Source organism: Nocardia sp. NPDC041819 (assembly GCF_055590505.1).
The window spans coordinates 202,162-217,914 of the sequence record NZ_JBVJAP010000010.1 but is presented as its reverse complement, the minus strand read 5'-3'; the positions used below and the strand labels follow the sequence as shown (position 1 = coordinate 217,914).

The 15,753-nt window shown below is 68.7% G+C and carries 18 protein-coding genes; 10 read left to right on the top strand and 8 right to left on the bottom strand.

The annotated features are described in order from the left end of the window. Positions 1-26 precede the first annotated feature (26 nt). From ACZ6DL_RS26285 to ACZ6DL_RS26270, 4 genes are all read left to right on the top strand, one after another. Entirely contained in the window at positions 27-329 is a 303-nt protein-coding gene (locus ACZ6DL_RS26285) for an urease subunit gamma (protein ID WP_062967452.1), read from the top strand. Positions 330-379: 50 nt separating this feature from the next. Then, complete coding sequence (locus ACZ6DL_RS26280; protein WP_040866550.1) at positions 380-691, top strand: urease subunit beta; 312 nt, start codon at positions 380-382, stop codon at positions 689-691. 56 nt (positions 692-747) lie between these two features. Next, a complete protein-coding gene (locus ACZ6DL_RS26275) occupies positions 748-2,469 on the top strand; it encodes an urease subunit alpha (protein ID WP_466055007.1) in 1,722 nt (573 codons plus the stop codon). 164 nt (positions 2,470-2,633) lie between these two features. Next, on the top strand, positions 2,634-3,083 hold the full coding sequence (locus ACZ6DL_RS26270; protein WP_466055006.1) for a hypothetical protein: 450 nt from the start codon (positions 2,634-2,636) through the stop codon (positions 3,081-3,083). A 124-nt stretch (positions 3,084-3,207) separates the two neighbouring features. On the opposite strand, the gene ACZ6DL_RS26265 is transcribed toward ACZ6DL_RS26270, so the two are convergent. After that, a complete protein-coding gene (locus ACZ6DL_RS26265) occupies positions 3,208-3,750 on the bottom strand; it encodes a YaeQ family protein (protein ID WP_466055004.1) in 543 nt (180 codons plus the stop codon). A 136-nt stretch (positions 3,751-3,886) separates the two neighbouring features. Between ACZ6DL_RS26265 and ACZ6DL_RS26260 the strand changes: the two genes are divergently transcribed. Then, a complete protein-coding gene (locus tag ACZ6DL_RS26260; RefSeq protein ID WP_466055002.1) occupies positions 3,887-4,453 on the top strand; it encodes a hypothetical protein in 567 nt (188 codons plus the stop codon). 138 nt (positions 4,454-4,591) lie between these two features. On the opposite strand, the gene ACZ6DL_RS26255 is transcribed toward ACZ6DL_RS26260, so the two are convergent. Beyond that, positions 4,592-6,184, bottom strand: a complete 1,593-nt coding sequence (locus tag ACZ6DL_RS26255; RefSeq protein ID WP_466055000.1) for a phosphatase PAP2 family protein — start codon at positions 6,182-6,184, stop codon at positions 4,592-4,594. 188 nt (positions 6,185-6,372) lie between these two features. On the opposite strand from ACZ6DL_RS26255, the gene ACZ6DL_RS26250 reads away from it, so the two are divergent. Then, positions 6,373-6,987, top strand: coding sequence for an LppP/LprE family lipoprotein (locus ACZ6DL_RS26250; protein WP_466054999.1), 615 nt, complete (start codon positions 6,373-6,375; stop codon positions 6,985-6,987). A gap of 193 nt (positions 6,988-7,180) precedes the next feature. Here the strand turns inward: ACZ6DL_RS26250 and ACZ6DL_RS26245 are convergent, their stop codons facing one another. Both ACZ6DL_RS26245 and ACZ6DL_RS26240 read right to left on the bottom strand, forming a co-directional pair. Continuing rightward, complete coding sequence (locus ACZ6DL_RS26245; RefSeq protein WP_357953780.1) at positions 7,181-7,801, bottom strand: TetR/AcrR family transcriptional regulator; 621 nt, start codon at positions 7,799-7,801, stop codon at positions 7,181-7,183. Positions 7,802-7,805: 4 nt separating this feature from the next. Then, entirely contained in the window at positions 7,806-8,675 is an 870-nt protein-coding gene (locus tag ACZ6DL_RS26240; RefSeq protein WP_466054997.1) for an oxygenase MpaB family protein, read from the bottom strand. Positions 8,676-8,838: 163 nt separating this feature from the next. On the opposite strand from ACZ6DL_RS26240, the gene ACZ6DL_RS26235 reads away from it, so the two are divergent. Genes ACZ6DL_RS26235 through ACZ6DL_RS26225 form a run of 3 tightly spaced genes read left to right on the top strand, consistent with a single transcriptional unit; the run spans position 8,839 to position 10,118 of the window. Next, on the top strand, positions 8,839-9,291 hold the full coding sequence (locus ACZ6DL_RS26235) for an SRPBCC family protein (RefSeq protein WP_466054995.1): 453 nt from the start codon (positions 8,839-8,841) through the stop codon (positions 9,289-9,291). Beyond that, positions 9,288-9,629 (top strand): ArsR/SmtB family transcription factor, encoded by a 342-nt coding sequence (locus tag ACZ6DL_RS26230; protein WP_466054993.1) that lies wholly within the window; start codon positions 9,288-9,290, stop codon positions 9,627-9,629. Before ACZ6DL_RS26235 ends, ACZ6DL_RS26230 begins: the two co-directional genes overlap by 4 nt. 45 nt (positions 9,630-9,674) lie before the next feature. Further along, complete coding sequence (locus tag ACZ6DL_RS26225; RefSeq protein ID WP_466054991.1) at positions 9,675-10,118, top strand: SRPBCC family protein; 444 nt, start codon at positions 9,675-9,677, stop codon at positions 10,116-10,118. A gap of 370 nt (positions 10,119-10,488) precedes the next feature. Here the strand turns inward: ACZ6DL_RS26225 and ACZ6DL_RS26220 are convergent, their stop codons facing one another. Beyond that, entirely contained in the window at positions 10,489-11,406 is a 918-nt protein-coding gene (locus ACZ6DL_RS26220) for an SDR family oxidoreductase (protein ID WP_466054989.1), read from the bottom strand. A 95-nt stretch (positions 11,407-11,501) separates the two neighbouring features. Between ACZ6DL_RS26220 and ACZ6DL_RS26215 the strand changes: the two genes are divergently transcribed. Next, entirely contained in the window at positions 11,502-12,101 is a 600-nt protein-coding gene (locus ACZ6DL_RS26215; protein ID WP_466054987.1) for a TetR family transcriptional regulator, read from the top strand. A 66-nt stretch (positions 12,102-12,167) separates the two neighbouring features. Here ACZ6DL_RS26215 and ACZ6DL_RS26210 read toward each other — a convergent pair whose 3' ends face one another. From ACZ6DL_RS26210 to ACZ6DL_RS26200, 3 genes are all read right to left on the bottom strand, one after another. Then, positions 12,168-14,561 carry an ATP-binding cassette domain-containing protein gene (locus ACZ6DL_RS26210; RefSeq protein ID WP_466054985.1) on the bottom strand — a complete coding sequence of 798 codons (2,394 nt, stop codon included), beginning with the start codon at positions 14,559-14,561 and terminating at the stop codon, positions 12,168-12,170. Positions 14,562-14,867: 306 nt separating this feature from the next. Then, positions 14,868-15,278 carry a VOC family protein gene (locus tag ACZ6DL_RS26205; protein WP_040866560.1) on the bottom strand — a complete coding sequence of 137 codons (411 nt, stop codon included), beginning with the start codon at positions 15,276-15,278 and terminating at the stop codon, positions 14,868-14,870. 5 nt (positions 15,279-15,283) lie between these two features. Beyond that, entirely contained in the window at positions 15,284-15,733 is a 450-nt protein-coding gene (locus ACZ6DL_RS26200) for a helix-turn-helix transcriptional regulator (RefSeq protein ID WP_040866561.1), read from the bottom strand. Positions 15,734-15,753: the final 20 nt, after the last annotated feature.

Sequence of the window (15,753 nt, the reverse complement as noted above, 5' to 3'; positions counted from 1 at the left end):
CCCCTGCGAACCGGTGAGGAGCCCGGATGCGACTGTCACCGCACGAGCAGGAGCGCCTGCTGCTCAGCTACGCCGCGGAGCTGGCCCGGCGCAGGCAGGCGCGCGGGCTCAAGCTGAACCATCCCGAGGCGGTGGCGCTGATCACCGACCACGTGCTGGAAGGCGCGCGCGACGGCCGCACCGTCGCCGAACTGATGTCCTCGGGGCGGACGGTTCTCACCCGCGACGACGTGATGGAAGGTGTGCCGGAGATGATCCCCGACGTCCAGGTCGAGGCGACCTTCCCGGACGGCACCAAGCTCGTCACCGTGCACCACCCGATCGGCTAGGCGGCCGGTATGCGATACCCGAGCGGCCTCGAGCCGGACCGAGGCCCGGCGTGATCCCCGGCGAGTATTTCTGCGCCGAGGGCGTCATCGAACTGAACGCCGGTGCGCGGCGCCTCGAACTGGACGTGATCAATACCGGTGACCGGCCGGTGCAGGTCGGCAGCCATGTGCACTTCCCGCAGGCGAACGCGGCGCTGGAGTTCGACCGGGCGGCCGCGCACGGCCATCGTCTCGATATCCCGGCCGGGACCGCGGTGCGCTTCGAACCCGGTCTCGGGCAACGCGTATGGCTCGTGCCGCTGGGCGGCGCCCGCGAAGTCCACGGCATCAGCCCGACCCCGCCGGGCCGTCTGGATGACTAGCGCGTGTGCCCGGCGCGGGGCGGGGCCGAGTGCGCGGGCACAGGAGGTAGGACGCGATGAGTGAGCTGAGCCGGGCGCGGTACGCCGAACTGTTCGGGCCGACGACGGGCGACCGGATCAGATTGGCCGACACCGATCTGCTGATCGAGATCACCGAGGACCGCAGCGGGGGACCGGGGCGCGCGGGCGACGAGGCCGTGTTCGGCGGCGGCAAGGTACTGCGCGAATCCATGGGCCAGTCCCGCGCGACGCGCGCCGAGGGCGCTCCCGACACGGTGATCACGGGTGTGGTGATCATCGATCATTGGGGAATCATCAAGGCGGACGTCGGTATTCGCGACGGCCGGATCAGCGCGATCGGCAAGGCGGGCAACCCCGACACCATGACCGGCGTGCACCCGGACCTGGTCGTCGGCCCGTCCACCGAGATCATCGCGGGCAACGGCCGCATCCTCACGGCGGGCGCGATCGACTGCCATGTGCACTTCATCTGCCCGCAGCTGATGGAGGAGGCGCTCGGCGGCGGGATCACCACGCTCATCGGCGGTGGCACCGGTCCGGCGGAGGGCAGCAAGGCGACCACGGTGACGCCGGGCGCGTGGCATCTCGCGCGCATGCTAGAGGCCACCGACGCCTGGCCGCTGAACATCGTGCTGCTCGGCAAGGGCAACACCGTCAGCGCCGAGGCCATGTGGGAGCAATTGCGCGGCGGGGCATCGGGATTCAAGCTGCACGAGGATTGGGGCTCCACGCCCGCCGCGATCGATGCCTGCCTCACCGTGGCCGACGCCGCGGGGGTGCAGGTGGCGCTGCACTCGGACACCTTGAACGAGGCGGGTTTCGTCGAGGACACCCTGGCGGCCATCGCCGGGCGCGGCATCCACGCCTACCACACCGAGGGCGCGGGCGGCGGGCACGCGCCCGACATCATCACCGTCGCCGCCCACCCCAACGTGCTGCCCAGTTCGACCAACCCGACGCGTCCGCACACCGTCAACACCCTCGACGAGCACTTGGACATGCTCATGGTCTGCCACCACCTGAGCGCGTCGATCCCGGAGGATCTGGCCTTCGCCGAGAGCCGCATCCGCCCGTCCACCATCGCGGCGGAGGATCTGCTGCACGATCTCGGCGCCATCTCGATGATCGGCAGCGACTCGCAGGCCATGGGCCGCATCGGCGAGGTCGTGCTGCGCACCTGGCAGACCGCGCACGTCATGAAACGCCGCCGCGGCGCCCTGCCGGGCGATGGCGCGGCCGACAACGCCCGGGTGCGGCGCTACGTCGCGAAATACACCATCTGTCCGGCCGTCGCGCACGGCCTGGACCACGAGATCGGCTCGGTCGAAGTCGGCAAGCTCGCCGACCTGGTGCTCTGGGAGCCCGCGTTCTTCGGCGTCCGTCCACACGCCGTGCTCAAGGGCGGCGCGATCGCCTGGGCCGCGATGGGCGACGCCAACGCCTCCATCCCGACCCCGCAGCCGGTGTTGCCGCGCCCGATGTTCGGCGCCGCCCCGGCGACCGCTGCCGCCACCTCGCTGCATTTCGTCTCCGAGCAGGCGATCGAGGACGGCCTCGCCGACCGGTTGCGGGTCCAGCGCACACTGGTGCCGGTCCGCAACGTGCGCGGCGTGACCAAGACGGACCTGCCGCACAACGACGCCATGCCGCGCATCGAGGTCGAGCCCGACACCTTCACCGTCCGCGTCGACGGCGAGGTCTGGCGGGAAGAACCCGCCACCGAGTTGCCCATGGCGCAGCGGTATTTCCTGTTCTGATCGTCCTCGACGGACGATCACCCCCGCCCATGGCCGCGGCGAGGTGTATGGGTCTCGGTGGTGTGCCACTTGTGCGGCAGCCAGCGGGGGAGGAGCGTATAGTCCGGTAGCCTGCTGGGCCTCGAGGAAGGGAGGGAAGCGTGTTCCGACCAGGTGAGCGGGGGGTGGGGCGCCGAGTTCTGCTGGGCGTTGTGGGCGGAGGGACATTTCTGGCGGCGATGTTCGCGACCTCCGCGGCCGCACCGTTGCCGTCCCGTAGCGGGTCGGCTGGAGCGCTGGACGGCTCAACCGTCACCTTGAACGACTATTGCCAGGATCCAGGCGCGGTCGGCCACCTCGCCGACGGGCGGACCGTCTACTGCACACAGGTGCAGGGCACCGACGCGTTCGTATGGTCCTACAGCCGAGACCCGATCCCGCGCGACCCCAATACGCGCGGCTACACCTGCGACAGCGATGCCTGCCACTGGCCCGACGGCACCGCCGTCCCGAACTACCAGCGCTGCGGGATCCTGTGCGGCGAGCCTCCCACCAGCGGCGACAGGCAGAGCGGCCTCTACGACTGCGTCGAAACGGGGACCGAGTTCGAGGAGTGCGAACGCCGGATCAGATGAGTCGGTCGCGGCGCTGCCTGCGGTAGCGAGACTCGATCCCGCCGATGCTCGCCCGGCGGCACTCGGTTCCGGCATCGCATCCGCACGGGCTGCGAACCTGCGCTACCCGGCGGCTGCCCGAAGATTACGGGAGCCGGTGCTCGTCGACCGAGGTGCTCAGGCCGGTGCCGTTGAGGTCCAGATACAGCAGGCGCTCGGTGACCGACAGGGTGACGGTGTTGCGTCGTTCCACGGCGGCGACGGCGGCATCGATGAAGTCGCGGTCGAAGCTGTACAGCGGTATGGCTTCGGCGCGATGGATGCGTTTGCCGGTAAGTTGCGCAAGCACCTTCATCGGATCGCGATGGGTGTAGACGGCGACGCGTTCGGCCAGTTTGCTGCCCCGGTGCAGCCGCTCCGCGTCCGGTGCGCCGACTTCGATCCACGCGGTGACGCGCCCGGTGAGGTCGCGGACCAGCACCGCGGGCTCGTCGGTCGAGGAGACCCCGCCGTCACTGAAGGCGATGCCCTCCTCGTACTCGAGGCAGTAGGCCAGCACGCGCGTCAGCATGAACTCCGCGGATTCCGACGGGTGACGCGCCACCCGCAACTCCAACTCCTGATAGACGCCGCGATCGACGTCGGCCAAGTGGACGGCGAAGTTGTGTAGTGTCGCGCTGAGTGCCATAGGTGCAGCAGCTTAACCCGAGTGCGCTGGGTGCCGCGCCTTGCCCGTTGCCGGACCGCGAGATAGGGCGGAAAACGTCTCGGAGCCCGAAGTCGGCGGCTCGGCGAATGTCGTCGGCGGCTTCTAGGATTCGGCGGTGACAGTTACCCGTGACGACTTGGCCGGTTACGTCGAGCGAGACTTGGACGCCGACCTGGCGCGATGGTTCGCCGATCAGCCGCCGGTCACCGTGCCGGAGGAGACCCGGCCTGTGGCACCCTTCCTCGAACGGTTGGCACCCTCGAACGCGGCGGCGCTCGCGGCCTTCGATCGACGGGTGCGATCCGGGCGGATGCCGCAGTTCCTGGACATCCATTCTTGGTCCTACGGTTTCGACTTCGCCGGAAACGACTGCGGGATCCGGGATTCCGACTACGAGACCGAGCTCACCGACGACGACGTGTACTCGATCGGCGCGGACGGCGGCGGCAACCTGTACGTGGTGCTCACCAACGGGCAGGTCGCGAGCTGGTTCCACGAGGAGGAAGTCGTCGAAGGAGAGACCCGTTTCGACGACCTCGATGTCTTCCTCTGGTCGGTCGTGCGGTACCACGCGGTGCGCGCCGGGGTCCTGGAACCGGCCGCGGTCGAGGCGGATTTCCTGTCCCTGGGCCAGGACGGCGCGCTCGAGCCGGACCTCGGCTTGCTGCGCTTCATGAAGTAGCCGCCGACCACGCGATGTCCGCCTGGTGCGGACCGTCATCAGGTCCGGCAACTTCGTTGTCGGAGTAGACATCCCCGGCGGGGCCGGTGTGGGGCAGGGAGCGAATTGCGGTCGCCGCCCACTCCCCCGACCCGTCGCTCAGTCTTCGCCCGCTCGTCGCTGAAACGGCCTGCGGGCCCGGAATATGTCGCGAACCCAGGGTGCTCGGCGGTGGTGGGGACGACTGCGGTCGGCCCAGAGCGGATTGGATTCGTCCCGGCGGTAGGCCGCGAGCTGACCCGCGATGGCGAAGTGCAGGCGGGTGGCTTTGCCGACCACCTCACCGTCGGTGGCCAGCGCCTCCGGAGTGGGCAGCTGCACGAGGAGTTCGGGCAGTTGGCGTTCGCCGTAGACCTTGCTGTGGCCGATCGCCGCCAGCAGCAGCGCCAGCACGGCGCGAGTGCGCGACCACCGCAGATCGGCGCGCAGCCAGCGCACGTCGAGCAGCCCGGCGTCGAGCCGGTCGCGGAAAGCGGGCACGGCGCCGTGCGGGTGGTAGGGACCGTTGCCGACGAACAGGAACCACACCCGCTGCCAGCGCCCGTCCAGGCAGATCTCGATCGGCTCGGCCCGGCGCAGGGTGACCACGAGCGCGGCGGCGAAGGCAGGCCACTTACCCCAGCGCGGCTGCCACTTCTCGCGCAGTTGCACCAGATCCGGATAGGCGCCGAGGCTGGCCGTGTTGATCAGATGCCTGGTGCGCGAACCGCTTTCGTCCTCACATTCGACGCTCGCGATGTCGACCGCGACCGCCTCGCCGACGCCGGTGGCATCGATCACCTCGCGCAGGTCGTAAACGCCGAGGTCGCGGGCGAAGTGGTTGAGCGTGCCGGTGGGGATGACGACCAAGGGCAACTCGTGGCGCAACGCGACCGCGGCCACGGCGGCCACGGTGCCGTCACCACCGGCGACGCCTACCGCCAGCACCGGTTCACCGTGCTCGGCGATGGCCTGTTCGAGTTGTTCGGCACAGTCCAGATCGGGTCGCGTGCGCAGCACGGTGGCGGCGGGCAGTGCTGCCGCGACGTCGTCGGTGGGATCGTAATTCGGATCGCCCGAAATCGGATTCACCATCACCACAAGGCCTTTGCCCTCCACCAGGGTGGGGACCTCGCGGACCGGGCGGGCTTGCGCCTCGTCGGATTCACGCACCGGCCACCAGCGCCGTGTGGCCAGTGCGACACCGGAACCGACGGCCGCGCCGACGAGCACATCCGAGCTCCAGTGCACGCCGGTGTGCACCCGCGAGTACGCGACGGTGGCGGCCAGCGGGGCGACGACCAGTGCGGTACGCGGACTTTCCAGCGCTACGGCCGTGGCGAACGCCGCGGCCGTGGCACTGTGTCCCGAAGGGAACGAGGAGGACGTCGGGGCGGGAGTGAGTCGCCGGTGCACCGGCAGGAGTTCGGCGGCCGGCCTACGCCGTGCGATGAGCGACTTGAGGCCGACGTTGACGATGAGACTGGCTCCGGCGAGGGAGACGATACCGCGCAGCGCGGCACGTCGAGGTGCGCCTTGGCGGGTGGCGAGCAGCGTCGCGACGAACAGCCACAGCCCGCTGAAATCGGCGCTGTTGGTGATGCGCAGCAGCCCTCGGTCGACCACCGAAGCAGGCAGTTCGGCGACCGCGCCGCCGATCGCTCGATCGATTCGTCCGATACCTTGGAACTTCCGGCGCACCCAAATACTCACCCGGTCGACACTACCGATCACCGCGCAGACCTCGCCGAACGCGGTGCCGCGCAGCATTCGTCGGCAAGTGACCTCCGGGACCGGGCAGAGATGGTGATCATGCCGAACACATGCCCGGAAAATCGCGGATGTAACGGCGTTCGTGCGATACCGACTTCCATTTGTTCGGGAATTCGAAAGGGAGGCGAATGAAGACGATCATCGGTGCGGCGGTGACGGCGATCGCGGTGAGCGTGGCTGTCGCGGGTTGTCAGGGCGAATCGGGTGCGCCGGCGACCGGAACGAGCGAACCCGGCCGGTCCACCGTCGAGGCCACTCGGACAACGCCCGCGCGGGGTGGTGCCACCACTACCGAGGCCGCGCCCGCGAAACTTCCTGCTACCAGTGGAAATGGTCGATGCGTCGATCCCGGGTCGAGCGTGGTCGCCGACGCGATGACCTCGCTCGGGCCCGCGCCGGGTGGCACGCCGTACGTCGTCGACAGCGTCACCGACGCGTCCGAAGGAGCTTGCCCCGAACTGCTGTGGGTGCTGGCCGCGACACCCGGTGGAACGGCGAGTTCCCCTTGGCACGTGCTGTTCTTCGACCACGAGGGCTATCTCGGCACCGCGACGGCGAAAGCGACGTCCTACACGACAGTGGTCGGTTCGGGCGACCGCGATGTGCGGGTGCAGTACCGGTGGCTGGAGGGTCGCGACGCGAACTGCTGTCCCTCCGGCGGTCCGGTCGTGATCACCTTCACTCTCACCGGCGACGGCCGCACGGTGACACCGAGTCCGGCGATCCCCGATCAGGTCGGGTGATTCCAGCGGCTGTCCGTTCGGGAAGGGCGCTTTGCCGCAAGCCCCGCACAACAGCGAAGGCGAACCTCGTATTGCCTGGTCATCGAGCCTGAAGACGCCGTGCCGTAACGGGATTCGGTAGCACGGCACGCTCGGTGTGACCGTCGCGGAGACGGACGCCGGTACAGCGCGGCGACCGTATCGGCTGTCCGGCCTATCGCATAGCGGTCGGAATGAGGTGGCGGCGGGCGAAGAGGCGGGCGTCTTCGTCGGTCTCGAGGGAGAAGTAGCTGTCCGGGATGAGCAGGAGGGTGAGGGACAGGCGCGCGGCGATCTCGGCGGATGCGTCGGGATCGATGTCGCCCAGGTCGTCGGCTCGGCGGAGCTGTTCGGCGAAGAACGCGCGCGCCGCGGCGAGAAGTGTCGCGCCGTAGGTGATGACGAAGGGCTGGCCGCCTTCGTCGGCGAGCAGGATGCGGTTGGTGAGTGGGTCGGTGCGCAGCGTGCGCAGGGCGATGGCGAAACCTTCGGCGGCGCGGTCGCGCACGTCGGTGTGGTCGGCGACGGCAGTGGTGATCCCGGACAGCACGCGCCGCAGCCACACGGTCAGCGCCGTGGTGACGAGCAGATCCTTGCTGGGAAAGGCCCGGTAGACGGTGGCGCGATGCAGGCCGGCGCGGCGGGCGATGTGCTCCATGCGGACGCGATCGATGCCGTGGTCGCGGAATTCCGCCAGGGCCGCGTCGATGATCCGGATGGCCTGCGGGTCGCCTTCGATGCCGGCGGCGAGCTGGTCGGCATCGAAGGCGGCGGTCGTCTCCCGGGCACTGCGCATGGCCCTAATACTGCCCGAGGGCTCGGGCGTGCCGCATGCCCGCGCGCGCCCTCGGGTGGTAGCGCAACGGTTCGGGGATGAACCGCCAAGCGTTGCGGATCAAGCCTGCGGCGGCGCGGAAATGCGCCTGGTCGGTTCTGCTGTAGCGCAGGCCGAGCTTTTCCCGGGCGGGCTCGGGCAGCAGCGCGGCGGTGAGCACCCGGTATTCGGACATGATCACCGGCCGGAGTACCCGTTCGACCGGTTGCGGCAGATACGGCAGTCGCATGTCGCTGGTGAATCGCAGCCGCTCGGTCAGCCACCGCGCCGACTCCGTGGCTTCCAGGACGTCGCGGCAGACGTCGTCGAAGTACTTCCGGAAAGCGGCGTAATCGGCGGGCATCGGCCGGTCGCTCACGCCGTATCGCCGAAACCAGATCTTGCTCTGCTGGTACAGCTGCTCGCGTTCGGCCGTGGTCAGGCCGTCGCCGAACACGTCGGCGATGTCGATGGTCGCCTGCACCATCGTGGCGTGCGTCCAGTAGTAGGTCTCGGGATCGAGTGCGTGATAGCGCTTCCCGTGCGCGTCGGTGCCCCGGATGTGGCGGTGATAGTCGCGGACCCGGGTTCCGGTGCCGCGTTCGACCGGGTCGTAGACGGTGCCGATGATCTCCGGAATCGAGCGCAGGACCCGATCCCACGGGTCGCCGAAGAAGTCGGAGTGCCCGGTGACGCCCGCGCCGACCGCAGGATGCATCAGCTCCAGCATGCCGTACGGGGCGGCGACCAGAAACAGCCGCAGGTCACCCAGATAACGCCACAGCAGTGTGCCGGGGCCGAGCCGCGGGTCTTCTCCCGTGCTGTCGTCGTGGGCGGTCTCCAGGTGTGCGGTCATCGTCGAACCCTCTCGTTTGTGCGACGAAATTACTATAAATGTCGCAGATGTCGCATTCAAGCGTCCACTGGTGAGCCATATGCAACCAATGGTTGCGCGAGAGTCGCGGGCGGGTTAGCGTCATGTGCAACCAAATGTTGCGCATGACGAGAGGGTGGCAAGTATGGAGTACGGCAGCATCGAACGGGAGATCTACGTCGACGCCTCGCCCGAGGTGGTCTTCGAGGTGGTCAGCAGCCCGGAGCACATCTCGCAGTGGTGGACCGACGATGCCGAATTCGAGGTGGCGTCCGGCGCGGTCGGTGAACTCGTCTGGGGTGACCGGGCCCAAGTCGCCCCGATCACCGTGGTGAACGCTGAGCCGCCTCGGGTGTTCTCGTTCCGCTGGTGCTACCCCGACCGCGAGGTCGACGACTCCGCCGGGTCGCTGCTGGTCACCTTCGAGCTCGTTCCGTCGGGCGCGGGTACCACGATCCGGCTGATCGAGACCGGATTCCGGGAGATGGGTTGGGAGGCCGCGAAGTCGGCGGAGCAGTATCGCGAGCACACCGTGGGCTGGGACACCTACATTCCGCGGCTGGGGGAGTACATCGCCCGGCTGGTTTCCACCCGGTGACCGCCGCCGTCGACGACGACCTGTGGTCCGCGGTCGGAGATCCGACTCGTCGGCGGATGCTCGACCTGCTGCTCGCGGAGGGCGGCGGCACCGCCACCAGTCTCAGTGAGCAACTGCCCGTCACGCGGCAGGCGGTCGCGAAGCATCTCGGCGTGCTCGACCGCGTCGGTTTGGTGCACGCCACACCCGCCGGGCGGGAGCGGCGGTACCGGGTGGACGAGGCGCAGCTCGCCCGCGCGGTCGCGCAGTTGTCCTCGGTGGGGGCGGCGTGGGACGCCAGGCTGCGTCGTATCAAGCGGATCGCCGAGGCGATTCAGCGCGGGCAAGACCAGCGGTGAATTCATGGAAATCAACGGCAATCGACATCGGAAAGAAGTGACGAAATGGTGGACATCCTGCACAGGGTCGGAATCAAATCCGCGGTGGCCGACGTCTACGCGGCCTTGACCACCACCGAAGGGCTGGCAGGCTGGTGGACGACCGACACCAGCGGCAAAGGCAGTGACGTCGGTGGTGTGCTCGAATTCCGGTTCGGCGCCGGTGGATTCGACATGAGGGTCGCCGAGCTCGATCCGGGCAAGCGCGTGCGGTGGGAAGTGATCGATGGACCCGAGGACTGGGTCGGCACGCAGCTGCACTGGGATCTCGCTCAGGCCGACGACTACGCCATCGTTCTGTTCAAACATCAGGGCTGGAAGGAACCGGTGGAATTCATGCACCACTGCAGCACCAAGTGGGCGGTCTTTCTGCTGAGTCTGAAGTCGCTGATCGAAACCGGGAAAGGCGCGCCGGAGCCCTACGACGTCAAGATCGACAACTGGAACTGACGTTTCCGGGGGAACCCGAGCTTCTCGCGGCGGCGCGAGGATCACGACAACGCCTTTACCGGCGCACTTCAACCGGTGAAGGTGACCTCGGCGGTGTGGGGGCATGCGCCGTCGCGCGGATCACCTAGTGAGACTCGGCTTTCCGACCGCATACGGGTTTCGAACGTCCGATGGGCCGCCGCCGCTTCGGCCAAGGGCAAGCACCGTGCCGAGGATCGGCGTGAGCTCGACCCAGCGACCTTCGCAAGCCGGGTGCCCGGAGATCGCCGACTGGAAACTCCCGGCAGCGCCACCGTGACGGCGTCCTCGCCCTGACCGTGCGCACACTCGGCCTCGGCTCAGTGGCGTGGTCGCCGTCGCGGTACTACGGCTACTGGAAGTAGTGGCCTTTGTCGAGGTCATCGATGAGCCCGGGCTGGGTCGGCTGCCATCCGAGCCGCTGCCGGGTCAGCGCGCTCGAGGTGGGGCGGTCCATAGCGTAGAAAGCGGCCAGCCAGCCGAAGTGCGCGCCCGCATCCTGGGGTGAGACCGAGGCGACCGGCACGCCGAGGTTGCGCCCGATCGCCGCGGCGATGTCTCGCGTCGCGACGCCCTCATCGGCCACGGCGTGCAGGATCGATCTCGCCGGGGCATGTTCCAGTGCCAGCCGCGTCAGTCTGGCCGCGTCGAGCCGGTGTACCGCGGGCCACCGATTGGACCCATCGCCGATGTACCCGGCCACGCCCGTTTCGCGGGCGATGGTGACCAGCCGCGCCAAGAACCCGCTGTCGCCTTCGCCGTACACCGTCGGGGAGAATCGCACTACGCTGGAACGGATCCCGCGGTCGGCGAGCGCGAGCGTCGATTCCGCGGTGGCGAGCCGGAGCATCGGGCCCTCGGGTGTCGTCCCCGGCTCCGGGCCGAATCCGTCCTCCTCGGTCAGTACAGGGCCGGCGGCCTGCCCGATGACGCCGGAGGCGATGGCGAACGGTCGATCCGAACCGTCGAGCGCCGCGGCGATCGTCTCCACCGCACGGCGATCCGCTACGGCTGCGCCCGCGAAGTCGCCGGAGAACGCGATGTCGTGTTTGAAGGCCAGATGGATTACGCCGTCGGAATCGGCCGCGGCGTTGCGCAGCACCTCGAGGTCATCGAGCGAGCCACGCCGCACCTGCGCTCCGGCGGCGGCGAGCGCGGCGGCCGAGGGGTCGGAGCGTGCGAGTCCGAGGACCTGATGACCTGCGGCGATCAGTTCGGGGACCACGGCAGAGCCGATCCACCCGGAGGCTCCGGTGACAAAAACGCGCATGAGAAGTCCTTTGTGCGGATGCCGACCGACTGATGTCAGTCGCTGACATCAGCGTAGCAACGATGTCAGTAACTGTCATGACCTAGAATTCGGACATGGGTAGATGGGAGCCGAACGGGCGCGGCAGACTGGAGTCCGCGGCGCTCGAGCTCTACACCGAACGGGGGTTCGAGCAGACCACCGTGGCCGAGATCGCCAAGCGGGCCGGACTGACCGAGCGCACGTTCTTTCGGCACTTCGCCGACAAGCGGGAGGTGTTGTTCCCTGGTGGAACGGCGCTGCACGATGTGTTGATTCGCGCCGTCGCGGAATCGCCGGAGTCGGCCGCGCCGATCCAAGCGACCGCGGCGGCCGTGGAAGCCATCGGTGCGGTGTTACAGGAGCGGCGGGAGTTCTCCCGGCAGCGGCAAGCCGTCATCGACGCGAATGCGGAGCTGCGCGAGCGCGAACTCATCAAGCTCGCCTCGTTGGCGGCGGCGATAACGGGCGCGCTGTGTGAGCGCGGCGTCGCCGAGTCCGCGGCGAACCTGGCCGGGGAGACCGGCATCGCCGTATTCCGGGTGGCGTTCCGGCGCTGGCACGACGACGCGAACACGAAAGAACTGCCACGCCTGGTACGGGAGTCGTTCGGCGAGTTGACGGCCGTGGTGAACGGCGATGCCGGAGCCGCCGCGATGTCGGACCACCTCCGCTAGGCGGCAATCGTCGCAGCGCAGGCAGCCGGTGGCCACCGAATCGCTCGGTGGCCACGAGGGCCTCGATCAGGCGCCGATGTAGTCCGCGAGGTGCTTGCCGGTCAGGGTGGAGCGGGCGGCGACGAGGTCGGCGGGAGTGCCCTCGAAGACGACCCGGCCGCCGTCGTGTCCGGCACCGGGGCCGAGGTCGACGATCCAGTCGGCATGCGCCATGACCGCCTGGTGATGTTCGATGACGATGACCGACTTGCCGGAGTCGACGAGCCGGTCGAGCAGGCTCAGCAGCTGCTCGACATCGGCGAGGTGCAGGCCGGTGGTCGGCTCGTCGAGGATGTAGACGCCGCCCTTGTCGGCCATGTGGGTGGCCAGCTTCAGCCGCTGCCGCTCGCCGCCGGACAGCGTGGTGAGCGGCTGGCCGAGGCTGAGGTAGCCCAGTCCGACGTCGGCGAGCCTGCCGAGGATGGCATGCGCGGCCGGCGTGCGCGCCGCACCGTCGCCGAAGAACTCCTGGGCCTCGAGCACCGACATCGCGAGCACCTCGCTGATGTCGCGGCCGCCGAGGTGATATTCCAGCACCGATGCCTGATACCGCTTGCCCTCGCACTCCTCGCAGGGAATGGCGACACCGGCCATCATCGCCAGGTCGGTGTAGACGACGCCCGCCCCGTTGCAGGTGGGGCAGGCTCCCTCGGAGTTGGCGCTGAACAGCGCCGGCTTCACGCCGTTGGCCTTCGCGAACGCCTTGCGGATCGGGTCGAGCAGTCCGGTGTAGGTCGCCGGGTTGCTGCGCCGCGAGCCACGGATGGGCGCCTGGTCCACCGACACCACGCCCTCGCCCGTGGGAATGGACCCGTGCAGCAGCGAGCTCTTGCCGGACCCGGCCACACCGGTGACGGCGACCAGAACTCCGAGCGGAATGTCGACGTCGACGTCACGCAGGTTGTTCGCCTTCGCGCCGCGGATCTCCAGCGCGCCCGTGGGTTTGCGCACCGTCTCCTTGAGCGAAGACCGGTCGTCGAAATGGCGGCCGGTGACCGTTCCGCTGGCCCGCAGCCCTTCGATGCTGCCCTCGAAGCAGACGGCGCCGCCCGCCGCGCCGGCGCCGGGGCCGAGGTCGACGACGTGATCGGCGATCGTGATCGTCTCCGGCTTGTGCTCCACGACGAGCACCGTGTTGCCCTTGTCCCGCAGCCGCAGCAGTAGATCGTTCATCCGCTGGATGTCGTGGGGGTGCAGGCCGATGGTCGGCTCGTCGAAGACGTAGGTCACGTCGGTGAGCGAGGAGCCGAGGTGGCGAATCATCTTGGTGCGCTGAGCCTCACCGCCCGACAGCGTGCCCGAGGGCCGGTCGAGCGAGAGGTAGCCCAGCCCGATCTCCACGAACGAGTCGAGGGTGTGCCGCAGCGCCGCCAGCAGCGGCGCCACCGACGGCTCGTCCAGGCCGCCGACCCATTCGGCCAGGTCGCTGATCTGCATCGCGCAGGCGTCCGCGATGCTGATTCTCTTGATCTTCGATGATCGAGCCGCCTCGCTCAGCCGCGTGCCGTCGCACTCGGGGCAGGTGGTGAAGGTGACCGCCCGGTCCACGAAGGCGCGGATGTGCGGCTGCATCGCCTCCCGATCCTTGGCCAGGAACGTTTTCTGGATCTTCGGGATCAGCCCCTCGTAGGTGAGGTTGACGCCCTCGACCTTCACCTTGGTCGGCTCTTTGTACAGGAAGTCCTGCATCTCCTTCTTGGTGTACTTGCGGATCGGCTTGTTCGGGTCGACGAAGCCCGACTCCGCGTAGACCCGCACCGTCCAGAAGCTGTCCGACTTCCAGCCGGGAATGGTGAACGCGCCCTCGGTGAGCGACTTGGAATCGTCGTAGAGCTGCGTGAGGTCGATATCGGACACCGAGCCCCTGCCTTCGCACCGTGGGCACATGCCGCCGGTGATGCTGAAGCTGCGGCGCTCCTTCACGGTCTTTCCGGCGCGCTCGGTCGTGACCGCACCCGCTCCGCTGATCGAGGCGACATTGAAGGAGTACGCCTGCGGCGAGCCGATGTGCGGCTTCCCGAGCCTGCTGAAGAGGATGCGCAGCATGGCGTTGGCATCGGTGGCGGTGCCGACCGTGGAGCGCGGGTCCGAACCCATGCGTTGCTGGTCGACGATGATCGCGGTGGTCAGCCCTTCGAGCACGTCGACATCGGGCCGGGCCAGCGTCGGCATGAAGCCCTGGACGAAGGCGCTGTAGGTCTCGTTGATCAGCCGCTGCGACTCCGCGGCGATGGTGCTGAACACCAGGGAGCTCTTGCCCGAGCCGGAGACGCCGGTGAACACCGTCAGCCGCCGCTTCGGGATCTCGATGCTGACATCCTTCAGGTTGTTCTCGCGCGCGCCGTGCACGCGGATCAGATCGTGGCTGTCGGCAGCGTGCGGCGCGGGCGACCGCCTGTCCGTCGTCGTGGCCGTGCTCATCATGTCTCCCTATTGTCGGGCGGGGCCGCCTGCGCGGCCCGGGGTCGGCGTCGCCTGGCTCGATTCAACCAGCTGGACCGATCCGTCTGAGTGTTTGTTCGATGCGCCCGGTCCGAGACGTCGGACCAGCGGCGGGTCGCGGCCGTTTCCTGCGGCGGACCGGTCGTGAGCAGGCTGTCGCGGGCAGCGGCTCCGAAGCCGACCCACCGCCCACCGAGTCGCGGGCACGCGGACGTCTTCGTCACGGTGACGCTGCTCGGTGTGACCGGTGGCCATCGCTCGGGGCGCGGCCGCGCGCCGGGTGGCTCAGCGCAGTTGCTGGATGCGGATCAGGTTGCCCGCGGGATCGCGGACGGCGCAGTCGCGGACCCCGTACGGCTGCTCGGTCGGCTCCTGGACGATCTCCGCGTCCCCGGCCACCAGCCGCTCGAAAGCGCCGTCGAGATCTTTGGTAGCCAGGAGGATGCCGCCATAGGTGCCCTTGGCCATCATTTCCGTGATGGTGCGGCGCTCGTCATCGGTGATGCCCGGGTCGGCGCCCGGGGGGTGCAGAACGATGGACGTGCCCGGCTGGTCGACGGGGCCGACCGTGAGCCAGCGCATCCCTTCGTATCCGACGTCGTTGCGCACCTCGAAGCCGAGGAGGTCACGGTAGAAGGCGAGGGCCGCGTCCGGATCGTCGTGCGGCAGGAAGCTCGCGTGAATGGTGATGTCCATGGCAGTCAGGCTAATTGCGGCTCGGTAACCGGCGCTTCTCGATTCCTGATCGGTCTGGTCACCTGTTTCGCCACACACGACGGGATTCCCGCCGTTGTGCGCGCGGCGTCGCGCCGGTAGACGCTGGGCGGCACGCCGACCAGCTCGGTGAAGCGCGTGCTGAACGTGCCCAGCGACGAGCAGCCGACCGCGAAACAGACCTCGGTGACGCTGAGATCGCCCCGGCGCAGCAGCGACATCGCGCGTTCGATGCGCCGCGTCATCAGATAGGCGTACGGCGACTCGCCGTAGGCGAGCCGGAACTGGCGGCTGAGGTGCCCGGCCGATATGTGCGCGTCGCGCGCGAGCGCCTCCACGTCCAGCGGCTGCGCGTACTCCCGGTCGATGCGGTCGCGAACGCGGCGCAGCCGCGCGAGGTCGTGCAGGTGCTGCGTCGCGGCGGGTCTGCTGGTCACTCACCAGATCGTGCCACATC